A 23,195-nucleotide genomic window follows, 5' to 3' on the forward strand; every position below is an offset into this window, starting at 1 on the left:
ACATCGCGTGAAATCCCCGAGCGGCAAAGGAAGCAACTCCGCGAACGTGCGCCGGTACAACGAGCGCCTGCTGCTGCAGGCGCTCAGGCGCACCGAACCCGCGTCGAAGGCCGACCTCGCCCGGCACGCGAACCTCACCAGCACGGCGGTCGGCAGCATCGTCGATTCGCTCCAGCAGTCCGGGCTGATCGAATACACGGGACGCCGTCTCGAAGGCCAGCGCGGCCAGCCGGCGTCGCTGCTGCGGCTCGATCCGCGCGGCGCGTTCGGGATTGGCGTGCGGCTGGATCGCACGGGCATCGAGACGGTGCTCGTCAATTTCGCCGGCGACGTGCTCGCCCGCAGCGCGCTCGATTCCGTGCTGCCGCATCCGTCCACCGTGCTGAAGATCGTGCAGCGCGACGTCGCCAAGATGCTTGCGCTGTTGAGCGAGGCCGAGCGCGAGCGTCTGACGGGCATCGGCGTCGCGCAGCCGTTCAACCTCGGCAGCTGGCTGCGGGAACTCACACTGCCGGCCGACACCTTCCGCGCCTGGGACGAAATCGACTTCGCCGACGAACTCGGCCGCGCGCTCGGCTTGCCCGTGTTCAGCGAGAACGACGGCAACGCCGCCGCCACCGCCGAACTGTTCTACGGCCACGGCCGCCGCTGCGACGATTTCGTCTATCTGTTCCTCGGCTCGGCGATCGGCGGCGGCATCGCGATTCATGGCGACTGCCTGCGCGGCGCCTCGGGCAATGCGGGCGACATCGGCGTGATTCCGGTGCCGCCGAGCCGCCTGCCGTCCGCGCCGCAACCGGCCGGGCAGTGGGACATCCTGCTGTCGCGCGCGTCGCTGAATGCGCTGGTGCGTCATCTCAGCTATTGCGGCGCGGCGGCTGACAACCGCGTCGATCTCCAGTCGTGCATCGAGCGTGATCTGCCGGCCGTCGACGAATGGATCGACGACTGCATCGAAGCGCTCGCGCCCGCGCTGCGCGCCACGCTGTGCGTGCTCGACGTGCCGATGGTCGTGATCGATTCCGACATCGACGGCGGCCTGCTCGACAAGCTCGTCGCGCGCCTGGCCGCGACGCTCGCCGCCAACGCGCCCGAAGCGCGCGGCACCCCGACGCTCGTGCGCGGCACCTTCGGCCCGGATGCGGGTGCGATCGGCGCGGCCACGCTGCCGCTGTTCTTCAACTTCTCACCGCGCGCGGCGATCCGCCACGCGGGCATCAAACCGCAAGAGGTGAACCATGCCGCATGACGTATCCAGCCGGCCGCCGCTTCTCGAGATGCGCGGCATCAGCAAGACTTTCCCCGGCGTCCGCGCGCTGAACGATGTGCGGCTCTCGGTCTATCCCGGCGAAGTGCATTCGCTGATGGGCGAAAACGGCGCGGGCAAGTCCACGCTGATGAAGATCCTGTCCGGCGCCTATCAGGCCGATGCAGGCGGCCAGATCCTGGTCGACGGCGCGCCCGTCACCATCGACGGCCCGCTTGCCGCGCGCTCGCTCGGCGTCGCGGTGATCTATCAGGAACTGAGCCTCGCGCCGAATCTCTCGGTCGCCGAGAACATCTACGCGGGGCGCGAGCTGCGGCGCGGCCGGCTGGTGGATCGCGCGGGCATGGAGCGCGGCTGCGCCGACGTGCTCACGCGGCTCGGCGCCAACTTCAGGCCGCATACGCTGGTGGGCGATCTGTCGATTGCGGAGCGTCAGCTGGTCGAGATCGCGCGCGCCGTGCATGCGCAGGCGCGCATTCTCGTGATGGACGAACCGACCACGCCGCTATCCTCGCGCGAAACCGACCGCCTGTTCGAGCTCGTGCGCCAGCTGCGCAAGGAAGGCATCGCGATCATCTACATCAGTCACCGGATGGCGGAGATCTATGAACTCTCCGACCGCGTGTCGGTGCTGCGCGACGGCGCCTATGTCGGCACGCTGATGCGCGAGGAACTGTCCGCCGAAAGTCTCGTGAAGATGATGGTGGGACGCGATATCTCGGGCTTCTACAAGAAGGAACACGCGGCCTACGATCCGGGCAACGTGGTGCTGTCAGTGCGCGATCTCGCCGATGGCAAGCGCGTGCGCGGTTGCAGTCTCGATCTTCACGCGGGCGAAGTGCTGGGCATCGCGGGGCTGGTCGGCGCGGGCCGCACCGAGTTCGCGCGGTTGATCTTCGGCGCGGAGCCGGCCGTGCGCGGCGACGTGACGATGCACGGCAAGCCGCTGAAGCTGCGCACGCCGCGCGACGCGATCGACGCCGGTCTCGTCTATCTCACCGAGGACCGCAAGCATCAGGGCCTGTTCCTCGACATGAGCGTGCGCGACAACATCAACATCACGATTGCCGGGCGCGACGCGAGGATGGGCGTGATGGACCTGCCGCGCGGCAACTCGCGCGCGAAGGACGCCATCGCCGCGCTGACGATCCGCGTGCCGAACATGCGCGTGAACGTGGGCGCGCTGTCGGGCGGCAACCAGCAGAAGGTGCTGCTGTCGCGCCTGCTGGAAACGAAGCCCGAAGTCCTGATCCTCGACGAACCGACGCGCGGCGTGGATATCGGCGCGAAGTCGGAGATCTACCGGATCATCAACGACCTGGCGCGTTCGGGCGTCGGGATCATCGTGATTTCGAGCGAACTGCCGGAAGTGATCGGCGTCGCGGATCGCGTGCTCGTGATGCGCGAAGGCGAGATTGCAGGCGAACTCGGCGGCCATTCCGGCAAGCCGATTTCACAGGAAAGCATCATCGAACTGGCGACCGGCTCGAAGGCCGCGCTCGGCCAGGCGGCTTGAGCCTATCTGGACTGGAGAGAGACATGGCTAACACGACGAAACCCCACGACACCGCGCCGGCTTCAAAGACCGACAATCCGGCAGAACGGCAGACGCGCATCGAGCACAAGGAACGCATGCAGGTGCTGATGCGAACAGCGGGCATGCTGCCGGTGCTGATCCTGCTGTGCATCGGCTTCGGCATTGTGACGGACGGCTTCTTCAGCCTCCAGAACCTGTCGATCGTCACGCAGCAGGCGTCCATCAACATCGTGCTCGCGGCCGGCATGACCTTCGTGATCCTGACGGGCGGGATCGACTTGTCGGTGGGTTCGGTCCTCTCGGCGGCCGCTGTCACTGCGCTGCTTGCATCGAACCTGCCGGGCCTGGGCTGGCTCGGCATTCCGGCGGCGCTCGCGGTCGGGCTGGGTTTCGGCGTCGTCAACGGGCTGCTGATCGCGCTGCTCAAACTGCCGCCGTTCATCGTGACGCTCGGCTCGCTGACAGCGGTGCGCGGCATCGCGCGGCTCATCGGACACGATACGACCATCTTCAATCCGCAACTGTCGTTCGCGTTCATCGGCAACGATTCGCTGTTCGGCGTGCCCTGGCTCGTCATCATCGCGCTGGCCGTGGTGGCCATCTCGTGGTTCATCCTGCGACGCACCGTACTCGGCCTGCGTATCTATTCGGTCGGCGGCAATCCGGAAGCAGCGCGGCTGTCGGGCATCAAGGTGTGGGGCATCGAGCTGTTCGTCTACGCGATCTCCGGCCTGCTGGCGGGGCTCGGCGCGGTGATGTCGGCGGCGCGACTGTACGCCGCCAACGGCCTGCAACTCGGCCAGTCGTATGAACTCGATGCCATCGCCGCTGTCATTCTCGGCGGCACGAGCTTTGTCGGCGGTGTCGGCTCGATTGTCGGCACGCTGGTGGGCGCGCTCATCATCGCGGTGCTCTCGAACGGTCTCGTGCTGCTCGGCGTCTCGGACATCTGGCAGTACATCATCAAGGGCCTCGTGATCATCGGCGCCGTGGCGCTCGACCGTTATCGCCAGCGCGGTTCGGCCCGCACCTGATCGACTCATCCTCCATTCGGGCGCTTGCAGGGTCCGCTTGCGCCCGACTCAAACACGAACGGACCAACCTGGAGACAACAACATGCGCAAGCACAACCCGCTGTTCGCCGGCGTCGCACTCGCCCTGGGACTCGGCCTGTCGATCTCGGCCCACGCCGCCGACAAGCCGCTCAAATCGATCGGCGTCACCGTCGGCTCGCTCGGCAACCCGTACTTCGTGACGATTTCAAAAGGCGCGGAAGCGAAGGCCAAGGCCATCAATCCGAACGCGAAGATAACGGCCGTGTCGGCGGATTACGACATGAACAAGCAGTTCACGCAGATCGACAATTTCATCTCGGCACATGTGGACATGATCCTCATCAACGCCGTCGATCCGAAGGCAATCGAGCCGGCTGTGAAGAAGGCGAAGGCGGCGGGTATCGTCGTGGTCGCGGTGGACGTCGCGGCCGCCGGCGCCGATGCCACCGTGCAGACCAACAACGTGCAGGCCGGTGAACTCGCGTGCGATTTCCTCGCGAAGAAGCTGAACGGCAAGGGCAGCGTGGTGATCGAGAACGGGCCGCAGGTCTCGGCGGTGATCGACCGGGTGAACGGCTGCAAGAGCGTGCTCGCGAAGAACCCGGGCATCAAGGTCCTGTCCGACGACCAGGACGCGAAGGGCTCGCGCGAAGGCGGCATGAACGCGATGCAAGGTTATCTGACGCGCTTCCCGAAACTCGACGGCGTATTCGCGATCAACGATCCGCAAGCCATCGGCACGGACCTCGCGGCGAAGCAATTGCATCGCAACAATATCGTGATTACGTCGGTGGACGGCGCGCCTGATATCGAGTCCGCGCTCAAGTCCGACACCATGGTGCAGGCGTCCGCGAGCCAGGACCCGTGGTCGATGGCGCAGCAGGCCGTGAGCGTCGGCTACGACCTGATGAACGGCAAGAAGCCCAGCAGCACGATGATCCTGATGCCCTCCACGCTCATCACGCGCGAGAACGTGGGCAACTACAAGGGCTGGTCGTCGCCGCGCTGAGCGGTGGTTACCTGAGCGGCAGTACGCGGAGAGCGCTCGGCTGGCTGGTCGAGGTCGAGCGATCCACCGCCACCAGCCGCTTGCGCGCCACGTCCACGGCGACTCCGCGCGGCGCGTCCAGATCGTTGGCAAGGACAGTCGGACGGCCGCGCTTCGAGAAACTGCATACGGCGTGCGCGCCGCATTTCGTGTAGAGCGTGCCGTCGGGCGTCGCGGCCAGCAGATCGGGGGCGTCGACGGTCGCGAAGACATCACTGGCGACAAGCGGCGCATCGGCCGTGCGCGCCGCCGGCAAGTCCACGCGGTAGATGCGGTTCGCGGCCTGATCGCTGATATAGAGCGTGTCGCCGGCCATCGCAAGCCCGACCGGCTTCTTCAGGCCCGTGACGATATCCTGCTCGATCACCTGCCGCGGCGCCGCGCCGCGCGTGATGATGCTCACGCCGCCCGTGGCGGGCGCATCGCCTTCCTTCGAGAACCAGCTCGACAGGAACGTGCCGCCATCGAGCACCAGCAAACCCAGACGACGCCGCGCGGCATTCGTGTCGGACGCGAGTGTGACCTGACCGCTCGGCGCGACATCGAACACGGCGCTCGACGAACCGAAGCCGAAGCGCTCCACCAGCAGATGTCCGTTCGGCGCAAACGCGATCTGGCTCAGGCCCGCGCGCCCACCATTCACCGCCGGCAGGCGCGCGTAGGGCGAGAACGCCGCATCTGCTTCGCCGAGGTGCTGCGTCATCAGGATGCCGTTGCTGTCGTCATCGGTGACGAACACCGCGCCGTCCGAATCGCGCACGGCGACGCCGTTCGGCGTGCCCGTCAACGGCACTTTCTGCGCCGTCGAGACCGGCGCGACCGATGCGCAGGCCGTCAGAAGCATCGTGGTAGCAAACGCTGTTATCAGCTGCCGGTTCATCGCGGTGCCTCCCATCGGGTTGACGTTCATCCTTTCCTCCGACTCAGATGATAGTGGCCCGCTGCAACATGCGCAGGCCCGCCAAGCCCTGATCGCCGCGCCTTTCAATTGTTTTGCGGATGATGCGGGTCCGTGTCGTCCGCATGATGGCTGCCGGGCATGCCGCCGCCTCCGCCTCCCAGCCCCGCTCCACCGCCTCCGCCGCTCTCGCCCTTGCCTCCCTGCCCCTCGCCCTGCTTGCCTTTGGCTGCGGACGGCCGCGCCGGACCTTGTGCCGGAATGCGGACGGTCACCGGCACTGCATCGAGATCGAGCGCGTTGCGGATGAAATCGCGCAGCGAGATCACGAGTTCGGCGGTATGAATCGGCCGCCCCTGCACCATCTCGGTCGCGGCATGGGCGGCCAGGCGCACCTGTTCTTCCGTGCCGAGCAGAATGATGTCAGCCAGCGCGGCCTCCACCGAGTCGCGTATGCGCCGCGACCGTTCCGTCTTGCCCGGATCATGAGGATCGCGTGCTGCGTTGGAAACATCCAGCGCGGCAAGGGCGTCATCGACGGCGGGCGGCACGGCCATCGAAGCGCGCCTGAGATCCTTGAGATGGGTCGGATCGACGGCAAGATTGCCGGTGAACGATCCTCCCAGCGTCTTGTACGCGGCGATCAGCGTACGCAGCCGTTCGTTGATCTGCCGGTTGGCGCGCTCACGGCGCTGCTGGACCGTCTGCATCAGCAGCAAGCGGACACCGACGCCGATCAGCGTGACGACAGCCAGTGTGAAAAGCGTCGAAAGAAGGGTTTGCCAGGAACTGAAGTTCAAATCGCGCATGGGTGGACGTCAGGAAGGTTGGGGAACACAGCCACGGTTCGACATGCAGTCGCAAGGCGCGCACCCGTAGAATGACGCGCTTTCGCAACCGAACCCGAGGGACATCGATGCAGTTGAACCGACGCGCATTCCTGTCGCTGATGGCCGCAACAGGCGCGTGTCTCGCGGCGCCCCGCGTGCACGCGCAGGAAGCGCCGCTGACGCTGAACGTAGCGGTGAGATCGCCGTGGATGGCCAACCAGGTCGCACTGACACGCTCGAACTGGTTGTTCCTCGGCCTGCCGCGTTACGCGCGCGACACGCCTACGCCATCGCTTGCGCGGCGCGAGCCTGACGGCCGGCTCGTCCCTTTTCCGGGGAACGCATGGAACGACTGGCAGCCAGGCGACGACGGCCGCGACGCCTTCGTCTATCTGAACTCGGTGCATATCTTCGCGGACGATACCGTGTGGTGCGTGGATCAGGGTTCGCTCAGCCCGGATGCCTTTCCGCACGTCAATGAAGCGCTCGACCACGCCGCGCAGAAAGTAGTCCGGCTCGACGCGCAATCGGGCAAGGTACTCGATGTGCTGCGTTTCGACGACACGATTCTGCCGCCGGGCGCGCAACTGAACGACCTGCGCTTCCATGGCTCGACGATCTATCTGACCGACTCGGGCCTGGGCGGGATCATCGTGCATGACAGGGCGACCGGCAAGACCGTGCGCAGGTTGTCCGGCGATCCGCACGTGAAGGCCTCGCTGACCGAGATTCCGTCGATCCTCGCGCACGTCAAGGGCGGCAAGACCTTCCATCCGCCGAACAGCGACATGATCGAGATCACGTCCGATGGCAAGTGGCTCTACTGGGCCGCGCCGACCGGACCGCTGGTCCGGATCGAGACACGCTTCCTGAACGATGCGACCCTGTCCGACGCGCAACTGGCCGCACGCGTCGAGCATGTCTTCGACAACCGCTTTTCCGGCGGCTGCTGCATGGACTCGGCGGGCAACGTCTACTTCTCGGAGACGGTCACGCATCACATCACCGTGCTGTCGCCACAGGGCCGCACGGCGGTGCTGGCATCCGACCCGACGCTCGTCCGTCCGGACGGCTCGTTCATCAGCCATGACCGGCATCTGTATATCCCCGTCAAGCAGCCGATCGTAACCAATGCCGCGCACCAGCAGACGCCCTACGTGATCTATTCGATTGCGCTGCCCGAGCACTTCGACGGCATCGCGCTCGGCGGCCCGGTGACAGGCGCCTGACGCGTCAATCCAGCGCGGAGCAGACGTCGAACAGCATGTCCCGCATCCATCGATGCGCCAGCGAATGATGTGTGCGTTCGTGCCACGCCATGGTTTTCGTGAAGCCGTCCACGTCGACGGGCGCATCGACGATCACGAGTCCGTCGCCCGGTTGCACCAAACGGCGCGGCACAACCGCGATCAGGTCGCTGCGCTGGAGGATGCGCGGCAGCACGAGAAAGCTCGTCACCGACAACGCGACGCGACGCGCGCGTCCCAGACGTTCCAGCGCCTGGTCCGTAGCGCCGCTGAACGCGCCGCCGTTGTATGACACCAGCGCGTGATCAAGCGCGCAGAAGCGATCCAGCGACAGCGTGCCACTGTGCGCATCCGGATGACCCTCGCGCATCACGCAGACATAGCTCTCGTCGAACAACCGGCGGGCGTGCAACTCCGGTGGCGTCGTATCCGGCGTGACGAGCGCGAGGTCGAGATCGCCGCGTTCGAACTGGGTCTGCAATAGCTGGTTGCGCACCGGCACCACCGCGATGCGCACGCCGGGCGCGCATTCCCGCAACCGCTCCATGAACGGCACGATCACCACTTGCAACGCGTAGTCGGTGGCGGCGAGGGTGAGCGTCATGTCGGCGCTCGCCGGATCGAAGGCGGGCGCGCGGAAGATCGTTTCGATATCGCTCAACACCTGCTTGAGCGGCACGGCGAGTTCCAGTGCCCGTTCGGTCGGCACGATGCCGCGCTGCGTTCGCACGAACAGCGGGTCGCCAAAACTTTCGCGAAGCCGTGTGAGCATGCCGCTCACTGCCGGCTGCGTCAGCGCCAGCCTGCGCGCGGCTTTCGTGACGTTGCGCTCGTCCAGCAGCGCATCCAGCGCGCGCAGCAGATTCAGGTCGATGTTTCTGATATCAGATTGCATGATGACTGAAATCATGACATGTAATTGGATTTATTTCAGCACGGCCCGCATCATTTGCATGGTCAACTTTCTCCTGTGAAACACCATGCAATCCATCCACTGGCCTGAGGGCTACGTGCCCGGCTTCTCCGATAACTTCGCTTCGAACGAGATCATCGTCGCGGATCTCAGCGTCGCCGACGTCTGGCCGATGCTCGATGACACGACGCATTGGCCGACGTACTACAGCAACGCGTCCGAGATCCGTTTTCATGACGGCAACGGGCCGCGCCTCGTTCCTGGCGCGCGTTTTCGCTTCACGACCTTCGGCTTTCCGGTCGAGGCGGAAGTGACCGAACATGTGCCGCCCGCGCCGGGGCAAGCGGCGCGCGTGGCATGGCACGGCTGGGTAGAAGGCGATGCCGCTTCACGCCTCGACGTGCATCACGCGTGGCTGCTGGAGGATCTTCCTGGCGGGCGCGTGCGGATTCTGACGCAGGAAACGCAGAACGGCGCGCCGGCGAAGCAGCTGGCGAGCACACGTCCGAACCCGATGATCAACGGCCATCAGGACTGGCTGGACGGCATGGTCGCGGCGGCGCGCGCGAGCAAGGGAGGCACGCAATGAGCACCGCGACAATCCTGATGATCGTGACCTCGCACGCGACGATGGGCGACGGCGGCCGCGCCACGGGCGTCTGGTTCGAGGAACTATCCACGCCCTACTACGCGTTCGTCGATGCAGGCGTGCAGGTCGACATCGCGTCGATTGCGGGCGGCGCGGTGCCGTTCGATCCGCATTCGATCGACGCGGAGGCGGAACAGCCGGCCAGCGTCCGCCGCTTCAGGAACGATGCGCACGCGATGAAGCAGGTCGAAACGTCCATGAAGATCGACGATATGGACATCACGCATTACTCGGCCATCTTCCTGCCCGGCGGTCACGGCACGATGTGGGACTTGCCGGCGAGTGCAACGCTCGCCCGCCTGCTGTCGGACGCGTGGTCGCAGAACAAGGTTCTCGCCGCGGTTTGCCATGGCCCGGCAGGTCTCGTCAACGTGAAGGACGCCAACGGCCAGCCGCTCGTCGCGGCGCGCAATGTCACGGGCTTCAGCAACAGCGAGGAAGAAGCAGCCGGGCTCACGCACGCCGTTCCCTTCCTGCTCGAAGACCGCCTGCGCTCACTCGGCGCGCAGTACGTCAGCGCTGCGGATTTCCAGCCGCATGCCATCCGCGACGGCAGGCTCGTGACGGGGCAGAACCCGGCATCGTCGGAAGAAGCTGCGCGGCTCACGTTGCAAGCCATCGCGTGAAGTCTGCATCGCCCGGCCTATCCCGCCATTCATTCAGCCAGGAAAACCGCACCATGCCCACGCCTTATCCGCGCGCGTTCTCGCATATCGGCCTCTCGGTCACCGACCTCGATGCCGCCGTCAAGTTCTACACCGAAGTCATGGGCTGGTATCTCATCATGCCACCGACCACGATCAGCGAAGATGAAAGCGCCATCGGCGTGATGTGCACCGATGTCTTCGGCGCGGGCTGGGGCTCGTTCCGCATCGCGCATCTTTCGACGGGTGACCGCATCGGCGTCGAGATCTTCCAGTTCCGCAACGCGCAGAAGCCCGACAACAACTTCGAATACTGGAAGACCGGCGTATTCCATTTCTGCGTGCAGGACCCGGACGTGGAAGGCCTGGCGGCGAAGATCGTGGCGGCGGGCGGCAAGCAGCGCATGCCGGTGCGCGAATACTTTCCGGGCGAGAAGCCTTATCGCATGGTCTATATGGAAGATCCGTTCGGCAACATTCTCGAGATCTATAGCCACAGCTATGAACTGACCTACTCCGCCGGCGCCTATCACTGATCGGCCCGCAACCGCAGCACTATTAACGAGGTATCGATGGCAGCGCTTTTCAGCCCCTTCTCGATCAAGGACATCACGCTGCGCAACCGCGTCGCCGTGCCGCCGATGTGCCAGTACAGCGCCGTCGAAGGCGTCACTACCGAGTGGCACGACGTGCATTACGCGGGTCTCGCGCGCGGCGGCGCGGGCCTCGTGATCGTCGAGGCGACCGCCGTCTCGCCCGAAGGACGCATCACGCCCGCCTGCACGGGCCTGTGGAACGATACGCAGGCGCAAGGCATGGCGCGCATCGCGGCGTCCATCAAGCGCGCCGGCGCGGTGCCGGGCATCCAGATCGGTCATGCGGGATGGAAGGGCAGCGCCAATCGTCCGTGGGACGGCGACGATCACATTCCGAACAGCGATGCGCGCGGCTGGCAAACGCTCTCGCCGTCGGCCATCGCGTTCGGCGGCAAGCTCGACAAGGTGCCCACCGAGATGACGCTCGACGACATCGCCCGCGTCAAGGCGGACTTCGTCGCCGCCGCCGTGCGTGCGCGCGACGCCGGTTTCGAATGGCTCGAACTGCACTTCGCGCACGGCTATCTCGCACAGAGCTTCTTTTCGGTTCATGCCAATCAGCGCACGGATCGATACGGCGGCGACGCGCAAGGGCGCGGCCGCTTCCTGATCGAAACGCTGAACGCGGTGCGCGAAGTCTGGCCCGAGCGTCTGCCGCTGACGGCGCGCTTCGGCGTCATCGAATTCGATGGGCGCGACGAGGAGACGCTGGCCGAAGCCATCGATCTGGTCAGCCGGATGAAACAGGACGGGCTCGATCTGCTCAACGTGAGCATGGGCTTTTCGACGATGCAGGCCAGTGTGCCGTGGTCGTCGGGTTTCATGGCGCCCATCGCGGCGCGCGTGCGCGATGGCGCAGGCATTGCCGTCGCCACCGCGTGGGGCATGGACGAACCGGTCGAGGCGAATCGCGCGATCGAAGCGTCGCAACTCGATCTCGCGATGATGGGCCGCGCGCATCTCGCCGATCCGCATTACCCGTTCCGCGCGGCGCGTGAATTGCAAGTGGCGAAGTCGTCGACGCTGTTGCCGGAGCAGTACGCCTACTGGCTGGCGCGTTATCCGGGTCCGCAGAACGGCGAGCCGGTGGAGTAAGGCCTACGGCCTGATTGTCATTCGCCGCCGGGCTGCATCAGCGGCAGCCGGACGGTGAAGGTCGAACCGAGGCCTGCGCCGTCGCTCGCTCCATCGAGCATGCCGCCATGCAGATCGACGATCTGTCTGGCGAGCCACAGCCCCAGTCCCAGTCCACCGACGCGTCCGCTGGTGCGCGGCGCAATCTGCTCGAAGCGCTCAAAGATACGCGGCAGGGCTTCCGGCTCGATGCCGCGCCCCGTGTCGCGCACCTGGATGCTGACGTGATCGTCCAGGACCTGCATCGAGACGGTGATGCTGCCGGCATCGGTGAACTTGACTGCGTTGGTCAGCAGGTTCGACACGACCTGTCCAAGACGGTTCTCATCGGCCATGACGATGCAGGAGCCGAGTTCCGCGATATCGAGTTGCAGCCCCTTGTGTGCGGCAAGCTTGCGCATGTCCTCGACCACGATCGCGACGAGCGGACCGATATCGACCGGCTTGAGATTTGCCGAGAGCTTCCCGGTCACGACAGCGCCGCTGTCGAGCAGGTCGTCGACCATTCTCGACAACTGCCGCCCGTTGCGGCGAATGGCATCGCCGGCCTTGGCGACGTGATTCGGATCCGCGACGAGTTGCAGCAACTCGGCCCACGACACGATGGCATTCAGCGGCGAGCGCAGTTCGTGGCTCACCGCCGCGATGAAGCGGTCCATCGTGGCCGCCAGCGCCTCGCTCCGCTCGCGCCCCGAGCGCTCCTCGCCGGCGACGGCATGCGCTTCGATCTCCCGCTCCTTGCGCCCCGTGATGTCGAGCGTGAAGCCCGCCACCGAGCGCACGGTGACGTCGCCATCGAAACGCGCCATGCCGCGTATCAGCACCCAGCGATGACCCGTCTGCGTCTGCACGAGGCGCTCGAATTCGAAAGGCTGTCCGGACTGAAGCAGGCGCCAGTGGGCCGCGAACTGCTCGGTGGTGTCGCCGAGGAAGGACGCGTGCGTGAGTTCGTCGGCCTGATCCCGGCCCAGGTCGCGCCGGCATCGTTCACTGCACTTCACCGTGCCGGCCATCAGGTCGAGTTCCCATGCGCCGACGCCCGCGAACGCCAGCGCCTCCTCGAAATGACCGAGCTGATCCGCAAGCTGCTTCTGCGTCTCCTGCACGAGAATTTTCCGCAGGCGCGCATTCGACCGCATCTGCGCCTTCTCACGCCGCTCACCCTCTCCGGCCAGCGTGCGGGCGGTTACGTCCTCGAAGCGCAGGACGACATGGGACGGAAGGTCTTGAGTAGCCGGAACCCGCTGCGCGAAGATCTGCCAATGACGCGCTCCCGGTGTTTCATCGGTGGATTGGCCGCCGTCGAGACGGAACACCGGCGACGACCGCCGCTGCCCGGCGCGCAGATTGGCCGCGACATTGACGATCAGATGCTCGCAGTTGCGGCGTTGCTCGGTCAGCAGCGCGTCCGGCGCCGCCGCGCCTTCAGGAGAAGCGAACAGCGCCCGCCATGCAGCGTTCGCACTGACGAGCGCGCCGTCGGAATCCAGGATCAGGTAGGGATCGAGCAGCCGTTCAAAGATGCGCAATTCTTCCGCCGCCGCCCAGAGGCCCGAACCGTCCTTTCGCGTAGCCTGATCCATCAGAGGCTTCGCCTGTCGTGAGCGCTGCGGTGAGCGATACGGTGAGCGCTGCGTTCGAAGCGGTGCATGGTCAGCCACCTTCCGCAAGTCTGGCGACAGTCGCCAGGAAGTCTTCCATGCGCGCGGGCTTGCGCAAGACCGCGTTCCACAGCGCCTTGCCGGCGGGCGCGTCGACATGAGCCGACGTGTGCAGCACGATCGGAATATGCATCCATTCAGGGTGTTCTCGCAGCGCGCGGCTCAGTTCCTCGCCGCTCATGCCGGGCATCATCAGGTCGGTGATGACCAGATCGGGAAGCCGGCGTTGCAGCGCGCGCAACGCTTCCTGCGCACCGTTCGCGCGTTCGACCTCGTAACCGACATGCTCCAGCGCGAAACTCCACGCTTCGAGCAAGTCCGGCTCATCATCAACGAGAAGGATACGCGTCATTTGGCGCTCACAGCGACGATAGGTGCCACCCTGCCTGTCGGCGTCCGGACTGGTTTCCTGTGCTTCGGCTCGGCATCAATGCGTTGCTCCGCCCTGAATCTGAACGTACCGCGCAACCGCTTCGATCAGGTCAGCCGGCGCGCACGGCTTGCGCAACAGGACGGCGAACCGGTGAACCTCGTCCGGCGGGATCGCGTGCGGCACCGCGCTGCACAGAATGATGGGCATCGACGGTCCGCTTTCCTGAAGCGCCCTCGCAAGCTCCAGGCCCGACATGACGGGCATCATGAAATCGGTCACGACGAGCGCCGGGCGGACACGCGCGATCAGGCTCAGCGCCTCTTTTCCGTTGGGCGCGGCGTGAACCGTATATCCCTCGTCTTGCAGGAGAAATGTCAGGGAATCGGTAACCAGGGATTCGTCATCGACGACGACCAGAGTAGTCATGCAGACCGGCGACAGCTATCGACCGCGCGCTTTGCCGTGTCCCCCCGCTGCTGCGGCGTCGCTCAGCGGCAGCGTGCCGATCACATGCACACCCTTACCGGAACTGGAAATGCCGACTTCGGCCACGGTGGTGTCGAAGAGACTGTCGCGCACCTTGAGCACCGCGATGGCCCGCTTCATGACGCCGTCGACCAGTTCATGCTGCATGCCGATCACGTTGTCCAGCTGGCTCAGGATTTCCGGCGACGGATTCTCGATCCACGGTCCCGACAGTTCCTTCACTTCCCAGGTACAGACGGTGGTGACGCTCAGGCCACGCAGTTCGTTGGTGAGGGCCGCGAAGAATTCGACGATGCGGTGCGGGTCCACGGTGGCGCGCTCGAAACCAGCCAGCCCGTCGATGAACAGGCGCCTGGCGCCGGTCGCCCGCACGACGTCGAGCAGGTCGTAGGCGAGCTTGTCGAGCAGGTTCTCGGTCATCGGCCGCCAGATGACCTTGAGCGCGCCCGATGAACAGCGCTGTTCCCAGTCCAGGCCGAGCGCGTGCGCCTTGGTTTGCAGGCGCTGCGGCGTTTCGTAGAAGCCGAAATGCACCGCCGGTTCCTCGGGCGTGCCGAGTTGCAGGAAATTCAGTCCGAAGGTGGTCTTGCCGCTCCCCGCCGGGCCCACGAGGACGGAGACCGAGCTTGCCGGCAGGCCGCCGCCCAGGCGGGCGTCCAGTCCGTCGATGCCAGTGGGAATCCTGAAGGGCTGCGCCGGGTCGGCCCGGCTGGGAAGCGCCAACGCAACTTCGAGCCGGGGATAGACGACGATCCCGCGACTCCCGATCTCGAACAGATGCAGCCCGCCCATCGCGCGGCTGCCGCGCGACTTGGCGACGCGGATCTGACGCACCGTGCGCGACGCAGCAAGGATCTCCTCGATCTGGAGCACCCCGTCGACCATCGTATGTTCGGGGCTGGATTCGTCGATGCGCGCGCTCGTCAGGAACAGCACGGTGCAGCCGGTAAAGGCCGCATGCCCCTGGAGTTCCGCGACGAAAGTCTTGACGTCGAGATTGCTCTCGCCGCTTTCACGCGCGTTGAGCAGGCCATCGAGCACGAGAATGCTGGCCTTCTGCCGGGCCAGCTCGGTGCGCAGCGTGGCGACCAGCGCCGACAGTCCCTCTTCGCGAAGCGTGCGGAACAGGCTGATGTACGTGATGCCGTTTCCAACGCGTTGCGCGTCATAGAAGTCGAGCGTCGAGAGCGACTGGAACAGTCTGTCGTGCGACTCGGCCAGCAGCGTCACGTACAACACCTTGCGGCCCTGACGCGCCTGTGCGAACGCGATCTGATTCGCAAGAATCGTTTTACCCGCGCCAGGGCGACCCTGAATGATGTAGGACGAGCCAGCCACCAGGCCGCCGCCACAGATTTCGTCGAGTCCGGTGACGTCGCTGCGTAAGCGCGCAAGCGTGTTGTCCATTGCCTGGGTCCATGAAAGCGAAGATGTGGAGCAACCGGGTGTCACCGGCTGACTCGCGTACCCGGCAGTCTAACCGATAACCGTCTTCGTCCGACCCGCAGGCGGCTTTGTGCATGAAGCGGAAAGCCTTTGTGGAAGCGGCTTTCCAGACTTCCAGCGCGCGAAAATATTGCTCGATGCAGCGTGCAACGTCGGTAAATCAGGAAGCATGGCAAAAAAACTTCTGATTGCCGCATTTCGCCAACGTTTGCAGTTGCCGTCTATCCGTTGTCCACCATTCAGTCTTGTCGCAGCGCGCCGTAAGCGGCTTTACAAGGTTAAGCGCTTGCTCCAGAGACGTTCAACGAACTCGGATAAGGAAGAACAACAATGTCAGGCAACCTGCGAGTGAAGACCCAACTCGCGATCGGATTCGGCGTGCTCACGGCGGCCGTGCTGATCGTGGCCGCGCTCTCGATCGAGGCGCTGCGAGAATCCAACGCGCGCTTCATGTCCTACGTGAATGGCATCAACGCGCGCGCGACGCTCGCCGAACACATCCGGACCGACGTCGACCGGCGCGCCATTGCGGCGCGCAATCTCGTGCTGGCAAGCCGGCCTGAAGAAATCGAACTCGAAAAGGCCGCGGTCACGCAGGCGCATGAAGACGTGCAACGGGACTTGCGCGCCTTCAAGGACACGGTGGCCGCCGCGCAGGACGTCACGCCGGAAGTGCGGGCTCGCGTGGCGGAGATCGATCGCGTCGAGTCGCTCTACGGGCCGGTGGCATTGCATATCGTCGATCTCGCGCTGAAGGGGCAGCGGCAGGAAGCGATCGCGCGCATCAACGACGACTGCCGTCCGCTGCTCGCCGCGCTCGTCAAGGCGACGCAAGACTATTCGGATCTCACGCAGCGGCGCGAGGAACAGCTCGTGGCCGAATCCGAACGCCATTACGCCCGCGCGCGCCTGCTGCTGAGCGGCGTGTGCGCGCTGGCGGCGCTGGCCGCCGTGCTCGCGGGCTTCATCATCACGCGCGGCGTGATGCGCGCGCTCGGCGCGGAACCGGATGTCCTGAGCGCCGTCGCGCAACGCGTCGCGAGCGGCGATCTTGCGCCGGTCGCACATGCGGACGCCGCCCCGCGAAATAGCGTGCTGGCCTCGATGAGCGCCATGCAGAAGAACCTCGTGGAACTGATCGGCAATGTACGCGCGTCCGCCGATCACATCGCCACCGGGTCGAGCCAGATCGCCTCGGGCAATGTCGATCTGTCGACCCGCACCGAACAACAGGCGGCATCGCTCGAAGAAACCGCATCCAGCGTGGAAGAACTCACCACCACCGTGCGCCAGAACGCCGAGCATGCCCAGCAGGCCAACGTGCTGTCGGCCAGCGCGAGCGCCGTCGCCAGCGACGGCAGCGCCGCCGTCACGCGCATGATCGAAACCATGGCCGAGATCAGCGCGCGGTCGAGCCAGATCGCCAGCATCACGGGCATCATCGACAGCATCGCCTTCCAGACGAACATCCTGGCGCTCAATGCCGCCGTCGAAGCGGCACGCGCGGGCGAGGAAGGCCGCGGCTTCGCGGTCGTCGCAGCGGAAGTGCGCAGCCTCGCGCAGCGCTCGTCGAGTGCCGCGAAGGAAATCAAGGCGCTGATCGACACCTCGGCCGACCGCATTGCCGAAGGCTCCTCGCTCGCGGGCAAGGCCGGCATGACCATGACGGACGTCACGCAGGCCGTGTCCAAAGTGCGCGACATCATGGGCGAAATCGCGTCGGCGTCCAGCGAACAGAGCCGGGGCATCGAGCAGTTGAGCCAGGCCATCTTCCAGATGGACAAGGTCACGCAGCAGAACGCGGCGCTGGTGGAAGAAGCAGCGGCGGCGGCACAATCGCTCGACGACCAGGGACGCCGCCTGACGCAGGCCGTCTCCACCTTCCGTGTAGCCTCAACCCACGTATGAACGACGAAGACTTCCTGACCTGCGGCAACGCGGACGCCTCCAGCGAACGGGTGTACCGAAGGCTCGTGCAGAGCATCACCGGCTATGCCATCTACATGCTGGACGTGGACGGCATCATCACGACCTGGAACGCCGGAGCACAGAAAGCGAAAGGCTACGCCGCCGATGAAATCATCGGCCGCCATTACGGCTGCTTCTATTCCGTCGAGGAACGGCTGGACAATGTGCCCGGCCGCAATCTCGAAACCGCGCGCACCACCGGCAAGTACGAAGCCGAAGGCTGGCGCGTGCGCAAGGACGGCAGCCGCTTCTGGGCGCATGTGGTCATCGACGCCTTGCGCGACGAACACGGCGTCCTGTTCGGCTTCGCGAAGATCACGCGCGACTGCACCGAGCAGCGACGCGTCAGCGAATCTGCATTCGACCAGGAACGTCGCTTCCGCTTTCTCGTGCAGAGCGTGACCGACTATGCCATCTACATGCTCGACATCAACGGCATCGTGTCGAACTGGAATGCCGGCGCGCAACGCACGAAAGGCTATGGCGCGGATGAGATCGTCGGCAAGCATTTCAGCTGCTTCTACACGCCCGATGACCAGGCAGCAGGCCTGCCCGCCCGCAGTCTCGCCACGGCGCTCGCGCAAGGCAAGTATGAAACCGAGAGCTGGCGCGTGCGCAAGGACGGCACGCGTTTCTGGGCGCATGTCGTCATCGATCCGATCTACGACGATAACGGCGAGCTGTTCGGCTTCGCCAAGGTCACGCGCGACCGCACCGAAGCTCGCGCGCTGCAGAAGCAGACGCGCGATCACGAGCGCAGCTTCCGCCTCCTGATAGAAGGCGTCACCGACTACGCGATCTACATGCTCGATGCGAACGGCATCGTGTCGAACTGGAACGCCGGGGCGCAGCGCGCGAAGGGTTACAAGGCGAGCGAGATCGTCGGCAAGCACTTTTCCTGTTTCTACGATCCGCGCGACCAGGAGCAAGGGTTGCCGCAGCAAGGGCTCGACACCGCGCGCGCATACGGCAAGTTCGAGGCGCAAGGCTGGCGCTTTCGCAAGGACGGCACGAAGTTCTGGGCGCACGTGCTGATCCAGCCGATCTACGACGACCGCGGCGACCTGTTCGGCTTCGCGAAGATCACGCGCGACTGCACCGAGCAGCGCGAGACATCGCTGGCGCTGGAGGAAACCACGCGCAATCTCGATCTCGCGCTGGAGAACATGCTGCAAGGCTTGTGTCTGTTCAACCGTCGCGGCCGGCTGGTGCTGTGCAATGACCAGTTCGCACGCATCCTCTCGATTCCCGCCGACAGCCTGCCCGCCGGCATCTCGCTGCGCACCGTGCTGCGCCGCATCTGCGACCGTACGAGTCCCGCGCGGGATCACGCCGCGGGCGCGGTCGACGACCTGCGCCGCAAGCTGTTGCGCGGCTCCGCGCCGGGACAGGAACAGACGCACATCGAATTCCAGCATCTGGGCCGCAGTATCGGGGTCGTGACGCGGCTGCTGTCGCATGGCGGCTGGGTATCGACGATCGAGGATGTCACCGAGCGTCGCGCCGCCGAACGGCGCATCTCGCATCTCGCGCATCACGATCACCTGACGGACCTGCCGAACCGCGTGAGCTTCAAGGAACGCCTGCAGTATCTCGTCGATGCCGTCACGCCCGAGCATCCGTTCGCCCTGCTCTATCTCGACCTCGACCGCTTCAAGGTGGTCAACGACACGCTGGGCCATCACGCGGGCGACGAACTGCTCAAGGCGGTGTCGCAGCGCCTGGGCTCGCTGTTGCGCGCGAGCGATCAGCTGGCGCGCCTGAGCGGCGACGAGTTCACCATCCTGCAGACGTGGGCCCGCACGCCCGACGATGCCGCCGCCCTCGCGCAGCGTTGCATCGACGCGCTGGTGACGCCGTTCGAGATCGTCGGCAACGAGGTGACGGTGGGGGTGAGCATCGGCATCGTGTGGTGCACGCTGGGAAGCGTCGATGCCGACAACGTCCTGCAGCAAGCCGATCTCGCGCTCTACAAGGCGAAGCGCGAAGGCCGCAACTGCTTGCGCATCTACGAGCGCGGCATGAACGATCCGCTGCGCTTGCGTAACGAACTGGAAGACGACCTGCGCCGCACACTGCGCGCGGACGAACTCGAAGTGCATTACCAGCCGATCGTCGATGCGCGCAGCGGTCGCACCACTGCCTGTGAAGCGCTGTTGCGCTGGCATCATCCGAAGCGCGGACAGATCTCGCCCGCCGAATTCATTCCGATTGCGGAAGAGCGCGGCCTGATGCCGGAAATCGGCGCGTGGGTCATGCAGCGCGCATGCCGCGATGCCGCGAAATGGCCCACGCATGTGCGGCTCAGCATCAACGTTTCGCCGGCGCAATTGCTCTACGAAGACTTCACGCGGGTCCTGCTGCGTTCCCTCAACACGGCGGGCTTGCAGGCGCACCGGCTGGAGATCGAGATCACCGAGACCGCGCTGCTCGAATCGTCGGGCACGCCGCACCGCATTCTCAACGAGATCCGCTCGCTCGGCGTGGGTGTTGCGATGGACGACTTCGGCACGGGCTATTCATCGCTGAGCATCCTGCAAAGCTTTCCGTTCACACGGGTGAAGATCGATCGCGGCTTCGTCAACGGTCTTGGACGCAATCCGAAATCGGCGGCCATCGTACGCGCCATCAGCGAACTGTGCCGCAGCCTCGGCCTGCCGATCACTGCGGAAGGCGTGGAGACGGTCGAGCAGCGGCAAGCTCTGCTTGGCGAACATTGCGATGAACTGCAGGGCTTTCTGCTCTCTCGCGCGCTGACGACGCGGGCTGTCGAGTCATGGCTGAACAAGGAAACGTCTCAGCAATAGGCCAGGCGCTGTTCGAATCGCGCTCGTTGAATCTTCCAGGAAGTTACCGCATTTGACGGCGCTTGAATGCGGCTGAAGCGCGTCATGCGCGAACACTTTGTTTCACAACGTGTTTTCTTTTCGCTGCGGCGCGCACAGCCGCGCACGCACAACAATCCGTAACGAACACGCGAACCAAGGGCATTGAGGCCCGTGATCTAATCCGGCCTCCGACGCGTCGACCGGTCGATCGGACGGGCTGTTCGTGCGAGGCAGGCCTGTCTTGCGCAACACAAGCACATCCTCAAGCTCTCTTGGAGAAACACAGTGAAGAAATCCTTATTCGCGCTGACCGTGCTCGGCACCGTCGCGGGCGCGGCGCATGCGCAGAGCAGCGTGACGCTCTACGGCCTCATCGACGCGGGGCTCACCTATACGAACAATCAGGGCGGCTCGCACAACATCCAGGCGACGAGCGGCGCCGTCAACGGCAGCCGCTGGGGCCTGCGCGGCGCGGAAGATCTCGGCGGCGGACTGAAGGCGATCTTCACGCTCGAGAACGGCTTCAACATCACGAACGGCAATCTCGGGCAGAACGGCCGCGAGTTCGGCCGGCAGGCGTTCGTCGGTTTGTCGAGCAATCAGCTGGGCGCGCTCACGCTCGGCCGACAGTACGATTCCGTGGTCGATTATCTCGGCCCGCTCGCGCTCACCGGCACGCAATATGGTGGAACGCAGGCCGCGCATCCGTTCGACAACGACAACCTCGACAACTCGTTCCGCGTCAGCAACTCCGTCAAGTATCAAAGCGTGAACTACGGCGGCTTCAAGTTCGGCGGGCTGTATGGCTTCTCGAACGAAGCCGGCGGCTTTGCTACGAATCGCGCCTATAGCGTCGGGGCGTCGTATGCGTTCGGACCGTTGAACGTGGCGGCAAGCTACATGCAGTTGAACAACGCCGGCGCGACGCTGAACGCCAGCGGCGCAGTCAGCGACGACGCGACCTTCGCGGCGAGCCGTCAGCGCACGTTCGGCGCGGGCATCAGCTATGCATTCGGTCCGGCGCAGGCGGGCTTCGTCTTCACGCAGACGCGGCTCGACGGCGCGACCGGCATCGGTGCATCGGCATCGGGCGTGACGGGCGGCCTCGCGCTCGACGGCGGCAGCGCGCGCTTCACCAACTACGAAGTCAACGGCCGCTATAACCTGACGCCCGCGTGGTCGCTGTCCGGCGCCTATACCTTCACCGACAGCCATCTTCAGGGCGTCGATCCGAAGTGGAATCAGATCAGCCTGCAAACCGCCTATGCGCTCTCGAAGCGCACGGATGTCTATCTGCAAGGCGTGTATCAGCATGTGAGCGATACCGGCGACTCGGGCATCACGGCGGCGATCAACGGTCTTTCGGCGTCATCGACGAACAGCCAGGTCTCGGCGACGGTGGGCTTGCGGCATCGCTTCTGAGCGCGACGCGCGCTGAGCGTGGGCATGACGTTCGCGGCGGTGCTTCAATGCGCCGCGAACAGTTCCACCACGCTTCGCGGCGCGTGTTCGCCGAAGAATCGTTCGTGGTTGCGGGCGGTTCGATCGGCGAATGCGGCGCTGCGTGGGAACAGCGCTGTTTCATAGGCTTCGAGCGCTTTTTCCATGTCGTCACGATGGGCGCACAGCGCCAGGCCCAGTTCGGCGCCGCCCTGCAGGGCAAGGTTGGCGCCTTCGCCGGCAAAGGGCGACATCAGGTGCGCTGCATCTCCCACAAGGGTCACGCCGGCAGTGCGTGCCCAGCAATGATGGGGCGGCAGGGCGTGGATCGGGCGGATCAACAGGTCGGTCTCGCCATTCAGTATCAAGGCTCGCAGTTCGGCAGCCCATCCTTCGAATTCCTGCGCCAGCCGGGCCAGTGCGGACGAGCGCTCTGCGAAGTCGATTGCGTCGAACCAGGTTTCCGGCTTCTGCAACGCGATAGTCACGCGCACCGTGCCGTCCGCGTAGCGGTGCGCAAGAATGCCCTTCCCCGGTTCCACCGCCATGAGCGTCCCCGTTTCGATTGATGTCGTTACTGTCGAGCCGGATCGATGGCTCGTCTCCAAGAAGGTCGTACCCGTGTGGGCCGGATGTGCAGCGGACAGGAGCGGCCGAACCCGGGACCATGCGCCATCCGCACCGATCAATACCTCGCTGTGTTCGATGACGCCGTTGTCGAATGCGATCTGGTGTCGGCCTGTTTGCAGGCGGATCACACTCGTCAGCTTGTGGCCCCAGCGGATCGTATCGGCCGGTAGCGAGTCGATCAGCAAGCGACGCAATGCACCTCGGTCAACTTCAGGACGCGCGGGTGCGGACGATGCGCGTTGGTCGAACAGGATGTTCGCGTGTCGGTCGACGACGCGCTTCGCGTCCTCGCCCGGGAGCACGAGATCAAGAAAACGATCGTAGAGACCTGCGGCTCTCAGGCCAGCCTGACCGTTGTATTCGTGGATGTCCAGCAAGCCGCCTTGCGGGCGAGCGTCCGACGAGGGTTCGGCTTCGTAGATCGTCGAACGGATTCCGTTGATGTGCAGGACGCGGGCGAGCGTCAGGCCGCCCAGGCCAGCACCGATGATGGCAATGCGGGCCGCTGCGACAGCTGGGAAAACGAGGGGTGAGTTCATGGCGCG

Annotated in this window: 20 protein-coding genes; 12 read left to right on the forward strand and 8 right to left on the reverse strand. The window is 65.2% G+C overall.

The window, feature by feature from the left end:
- Positions 1–7: 7 nt before the first annotated feature.
- The 4 genes from QCE88_RS30150 to QCE88_RS30165 all read left to right on the forward strand — a co-directional run bounded on the left by QCE88_RS30150 (position 8) and on the right by QCE88_RS30165 (position 4,868).
- Positions 8–1,249 (forward strand): ROK family transcriptional regulator, encoded by a 1,242-nt coding sequence (locus QCE88_RS30150; protein WP_309908690.1) that lies wholly within the window; start codon positions 8–10, stop codon positions 1,247–1,249.
- Positions 1,239–2,783, forward strand: coding sequence for a sugar ABC transporter ATP-binding protein (locus QCE88_RS30155; protein WP_309908691.1), 1,545 nt, complete (start codon positions 1,239–1,241; stop codon positions 2,781–2,783). Before QCE88_RS30150 ends, QCE88_RS30155 begins: the two co-directional genes overlap by 11 nt.
- 23 nt (positions 2,784–2,806) lie before the next feature.
- Positions 2,807–3,838 carry an ABC transporter permease subunit gene (locus QCE88_RS30160; RefSeq protein ID WP_309908692.1) on the forward strand — a complete coding sequence of 344 codons (1,032 nt, stop codon included), beginning with the start codon at positions 2,807–2,809 and terminating at the stop codon, positions 3,836–3,838.
- A gap of 82 nt (positions 3,839–3,920) precedes the next feature.
- Complete coding sequence (locus QCE88_RS30165; RefSeq protein WP_309908693.1) at positions 3,921–4,868, forward strand: ABC transporter substrate-binding protein; 948 nt, start codon at positions 3,921–3,923, stop codon at positions 4,866–4,868.
- Positions 4,869–4,875: 7 nt separating this feature from the next.
- Here the strand turns inward: QCE88_RS30165 and QCE88_RS30170 are convergent, their stop codons facing one another.
- Both QCE88_RS30170 and QCE88_RS30175 read right to left on the reverse strand, forming a co-directional pair.
- Positions 4,876–5,817 carry a hypothetical protein gene (locus tag QCE88_RS30170; RefSeq protein ID WP_309908695.1) on the reverse strand — a complete coding sequence of 314 codons (942 nt, stop codon included), beginning with the start codon at positions 5,815–5,817 and terminating at the stop codon, positions 4,876–4,878.
- Between the two features lie 74 nt (positions 5,818–5,891).
- Entirely contained in the window at positions 5,892–6,614 is a 723-nt protein-coding gene (locus tag QCE88_RS30175; RefSeq protein ID WP_309908697.1) for a hypothetical protein, read from the reverse strand.
- Between the two features lie 107 nt (positions 6,615–6,721).
- Here QCE88_RS30175 and QCE88_RS30180 point away from each other — a divergent pair, with 107 nt between their 5' ends.
- Positions 6,722–7,864: an L-dopachrome tautomerase-related protein gene (locus QCE88_RS30180; protein ID WP_309908698.1), complete on the forward strand. Its 1,143-nt coding sequence runs from the start codon at positions 6,722–6,724 to the stop codon at positions 7,862–7,864.
- 4 nt (positions 7,865–7,868) lie between these two features.
- On the opposite strand, the gene QCE88_RS30185 is transcribed toward QCE88_RS30180, so the two are convergent.
- Positions 7,869–8,777, reverse strand: a complete 909-nt coding sequence (locus QCE88_RS30185) for a LysR family transcriptional regulator (protein WP_309908699.1) — start codon at positions 8,775–8,777, stop codon at positions 7,869–7,871.
- 85 nt (positions 8,778–8,862) lie between these two features.
- Here QCE88_RS30185 and QCE88_RS30190 point away from each other — a divergent pair, with 85 nt between their 5' ends.
- The 4 genes from QCE88_RS30190 to QCE88_RS30205 are packed head-to-tail and all read left to right on the forward strand — an operon-like array spanning position 8,863 to position 11,779.
- Positions 8,863–9,384, forward strand: a complete 522-nt coding sequence (locus QCE88_RS30190) for an SRPBCC domain-containing protein (protein WP_309908701.1) — start codon at positions 8,863–8,865, stop codon at positions 9,382–9,384.
- Positions 9,381–10,070 (forward strand): type 1 glutamine amidotransferase domain-containing protein, encoded by a 690-nt coding sequence (locus tag QCE88_RS30195; protein WP_309908702.1) that lies wholly within the window; start codon positions 9,381–9,383, stop codon positions 10,068–10,070. Before QCE88_RS30190 ends, QCE88_RS30195 begins: the two co-directional genes overlap by 4 nt.
- Positions 10,071–10,123: 53 nt before the next feature.
- The gene (locus tag QCE88_RS30200; protein WP_309908704.1) at positions 10,124–10,624 is read left to right on the forward strand and encodes a lactoylglutathione lyase family protein; all 501 of its coding nucleotides are present in this window, start codon (positions 10,124–10,126) and stop codon (positions 10,622–10,624) included.
- 36 nt (positions 10,625–10,660) lie between these two features.
- Entirely contained in the window at positions 10,661–11,779 is a 1,119-nt protein-coding gene (locus QCE88_RS30205; RefSeq protein WP_309908706.1) for an NADH:flavin oxidoreductase/NADH oxidase, read from the forward strand.
- Between the two features lie 17 nt (positions 11,780–11,796).
- Here QCE88_RS30205 and QCE88_RS30210 read toward each other — a convergent pair whose 3' ends face one another.
- From QCE88_RS30210 to QCE88_RS30225, 4 genes are all read right to left on the reverse strand, one after another.
- Positions 11,797–13,401 (reverse strand): ATP-binding protein, encoded by a 1,605-nt coding sequence (locus QCE88_RS30210; protein WP_309908707.1) that lies wholly within the window; start codon positions 13,399–13,401, stop codon positions 11,797–11,799.
- Between the two features lie 70 nt (positions 13,402–13,471).
- Positions 13,472–13,831, reverse strand: coding sequence for a response regulator (locus tag QCE88_RS30215; RefSeq protein WP_309908709.1), 360 nt, complete (start codon positions 13,829–13,831; stop codon positions 13,472–13,474).
- Between the two features lie 75 nt (positions 13,832–13,906).
- Positions 13,907–14,278, reverse strand: coding sequence for a response regulator (locus QCE88_RS30220; protein WP_309908710.1), 372 nt, complete (start codon positions 14,276–14,278; stop codon positions 13,907–13,909).
- Positions 14,279–14,293: 15 nt separating this feature from the next.
- The gene (locus tag QCE88_RS30225) at positions 14,294–15,745 is read right to left on the reverse strand and encodes an ATPase domain-containing protein (RefSeq protein ID WP_309908711.1); all 1,452 of its coding nucleotides are present in this window, start codon (positions 15,743–15,745) and stop codon (positions 14,294–14,296) included.
- Between the two features lie 369 nt (positions 15,746–16,114).
- Here QCE88_RS30225 and QCE88_RS30230 point away from each other — a divergent pair, with 369 nt between their 5' ends.
- The 3 genes from QCE88_RS30230 to QCE88_RS30240 all read left to right on the forward strand — a co-directional run bounded on the left by QCE88_RS30230 (position 16,115) and on the right by QCE88_RS30240 (position 22,002).
- The gene (locus QCE88_RS30230; RefSeq protein ID WP_309908713.1) at positions 16,115–17,692 is read left to right on the forward strand and encodes a methyl-accepting chemotaxis protein; all 1,578 of its coding nucleotides are present in this window, start codon (positions 16,115–16,117) and stop codon (positions 17,690–17,692) included.
- Complete coding sequence (locus tag QCE88_RS30235; RefSeq protein WP_309908714.1) at positions 17,689–20,559, forward strand: EAL domain-containing protein; 2,871 nt, start codon at positions 17,689–17,691, stop codon at positions 20,557–20,559. Before QCE88_RS30230 ends, QCE88_RS30235 begins: the two co-directional genes overlap by 4 nt.
- 306 nt (positions 20,560–20,865) lie before the next feature.
- Positions 20,866–22,002 (forward strand): porin, encoded by a 1,137-nt coding sequence (locus tag QCE88_RS30240; RefSeq protein WP_309908716.1) that lies wholly within the window; start codon positions 20,866–20,868, stop codon positions 22,000–22,002.
- Between the two features lie 44 nt (positions 22,003–22,046).
- Here QCE88_RS30240 and QCE88_RS30245 read toward each other — a convergent pair whose 3' ends face one another.
- The gene (locus tag QCE88_RS30245; protein ID WP_309908718.1) at positions 22,047–23,189 is read right to left on the reverse strand and encodes an NAD(P)/FAD-dependent oxidoreductase; all 1,143 of its coding nucleotides are present in this window, start codon (positions 23,187–23,189) and stop codon (positions 22,047–22,049) included.
- Positions 23,190–23,195 lie beyond the last annotated feature (6 nt).

Origin of the sequence: Caballeronia sp. LZ035, from assembly GCF_031451175.1 — a bacterium.
Classification (GTDB): Bacteria; Pseudomonadota; Gammaproteobacteria; order Burkholderiales; family Burkholderiaceae; genus Caballeronia.

Excerpts from the sequence above, each read along its gene's own strand:
- QCE88_RS30190 (WP_309908701.1), top strand. The coding sequence starts at position 8,863 with ATGCAATCCATCCACTGGCCTGAGGGCTACGTGCCCGGCTTCTCCGAT.
- QCE88_RS30235 (WP_309908714.1), top strand. The coding sequence starts at position 17,689 with ATGAACGACGAAGACTTCCTGACCTGCGGCAACGCGGACGCCTCCAGC.
- QCE88_RS30205 (WP_309908706.1), top strand. The coding sequence starts at position 10,661 with ATGGCAGCGCTTTTCAGCCCCTTCTCGATCAAGGACATCACGCTGCGC.
- QCE88_RS30245 (WP_309908718.1), bottom strand. The coding sequence starts at position 23,189 with ATGAACTCACCCCTCGTTTTCCCAGCTGTCGCAGCGGCCCGCATTGCC.
- QCE88_RS30210 (WP_309908707.1), bottom strand. The coding sequence starts at position 13,401 with ATGGATCAGGCTACGCGAAAGGACGGTTCGGGCCTCTGGGCGGCGGCG.
- QCE88_RS30225 (WP_309908711.1), bottom strand. The coding sequence starts at position 15,745 with ATGGACAACACGCTTGCGCGCTTACGCAGCGACGTCACCGGACTCGAC.
- QCE88_RS30170 (WP_309908695.1), bottom strand. The coding sequence starts at position 5,817 with ATGAACGTCAACCCGATGGGAGGCACCGCGATGAACCGGCAGCTGATA.
- QCE88_RS30220 (WP_309908710.1), bottom strand. The coding sequence starts at position 14,278 with ATGACTACTCTGGTCGTCGTCGATGACGAATCCCTGGTTACCGATTCC.
- QCE88_RS30160 (WP_309908692.1), top strand. The coding sequence starts at position 2,807 with ATGGCTAACACGACGAAACCCCACGACACCGCGCCGGCTTCAAAGACC.
- QCE88_RS30200 (WP_309908704.1), top strand. The coding sequence starts at position 10,124 with ATGCCCACGCCTTATCCGCGCGCGTTCTCGCATATCGGCCTCTCGGTC.
- QCE88_RS30180 (WP_309908698.1), top strand. The coding sequence starts at position 6,722 with ATGCAGTTGAACCGACGCGCATTCCTGTCGCTGATGGCCGCAACAGGC.
- QCE88_RS30165 (WP_309908693.1), top strand. The coding sequence starts at position 3,921 with ATGCGCAAGCACAACCCGCTGTTCGCCGGCGTCGCACTCGCCCTGGGA.
- QCE88_RS30215 (WP_309908709.1), bottom strand. The coding sequence starts at position 13,831 with ATGACGCGTATCCTTCTCGTTGATGATGAGCCGGACTTGCTCGAAGCG.
- QCE88_RS30185 (WP_309908699.1), bottom strand. The coding sequence starts at position 8,777 with ATGCAATCTGATATCAGAAACATCGACCTGAATCTGCTGCGCGCGCTG.
- QCE88_RS30155 (WP_309908691.1), top strand. The coding sequence starts at position 1,239 with ATGCCGCATGACGTATCCAGCCGGCCGCCGCTTCTCGAGATGCGCGGC.
- QCE88_RS30195 (WP_309908702.1), top strand. The coding sequence starts at position 9,381 with ATGAGCACCGCGACAATCCTGATGATCGTGACCTCGCACGCGACGATG.
- QCE88_RS30175 (WP_309908697.1), bottom strand. The coding sequence starts at position 6,614 with ATGCGCGATTTGAACTTCAGTTCCTGGCAAACCCTTCTTTCGACGCTT.
- QCE88_RS30230 (WP_309908713.1), top strand. The coding sequence starts at position 16,115 with ATGTCAGGCAACCTGCGAGTGAAGACCCAACTCGCGATCGGATTCGGC.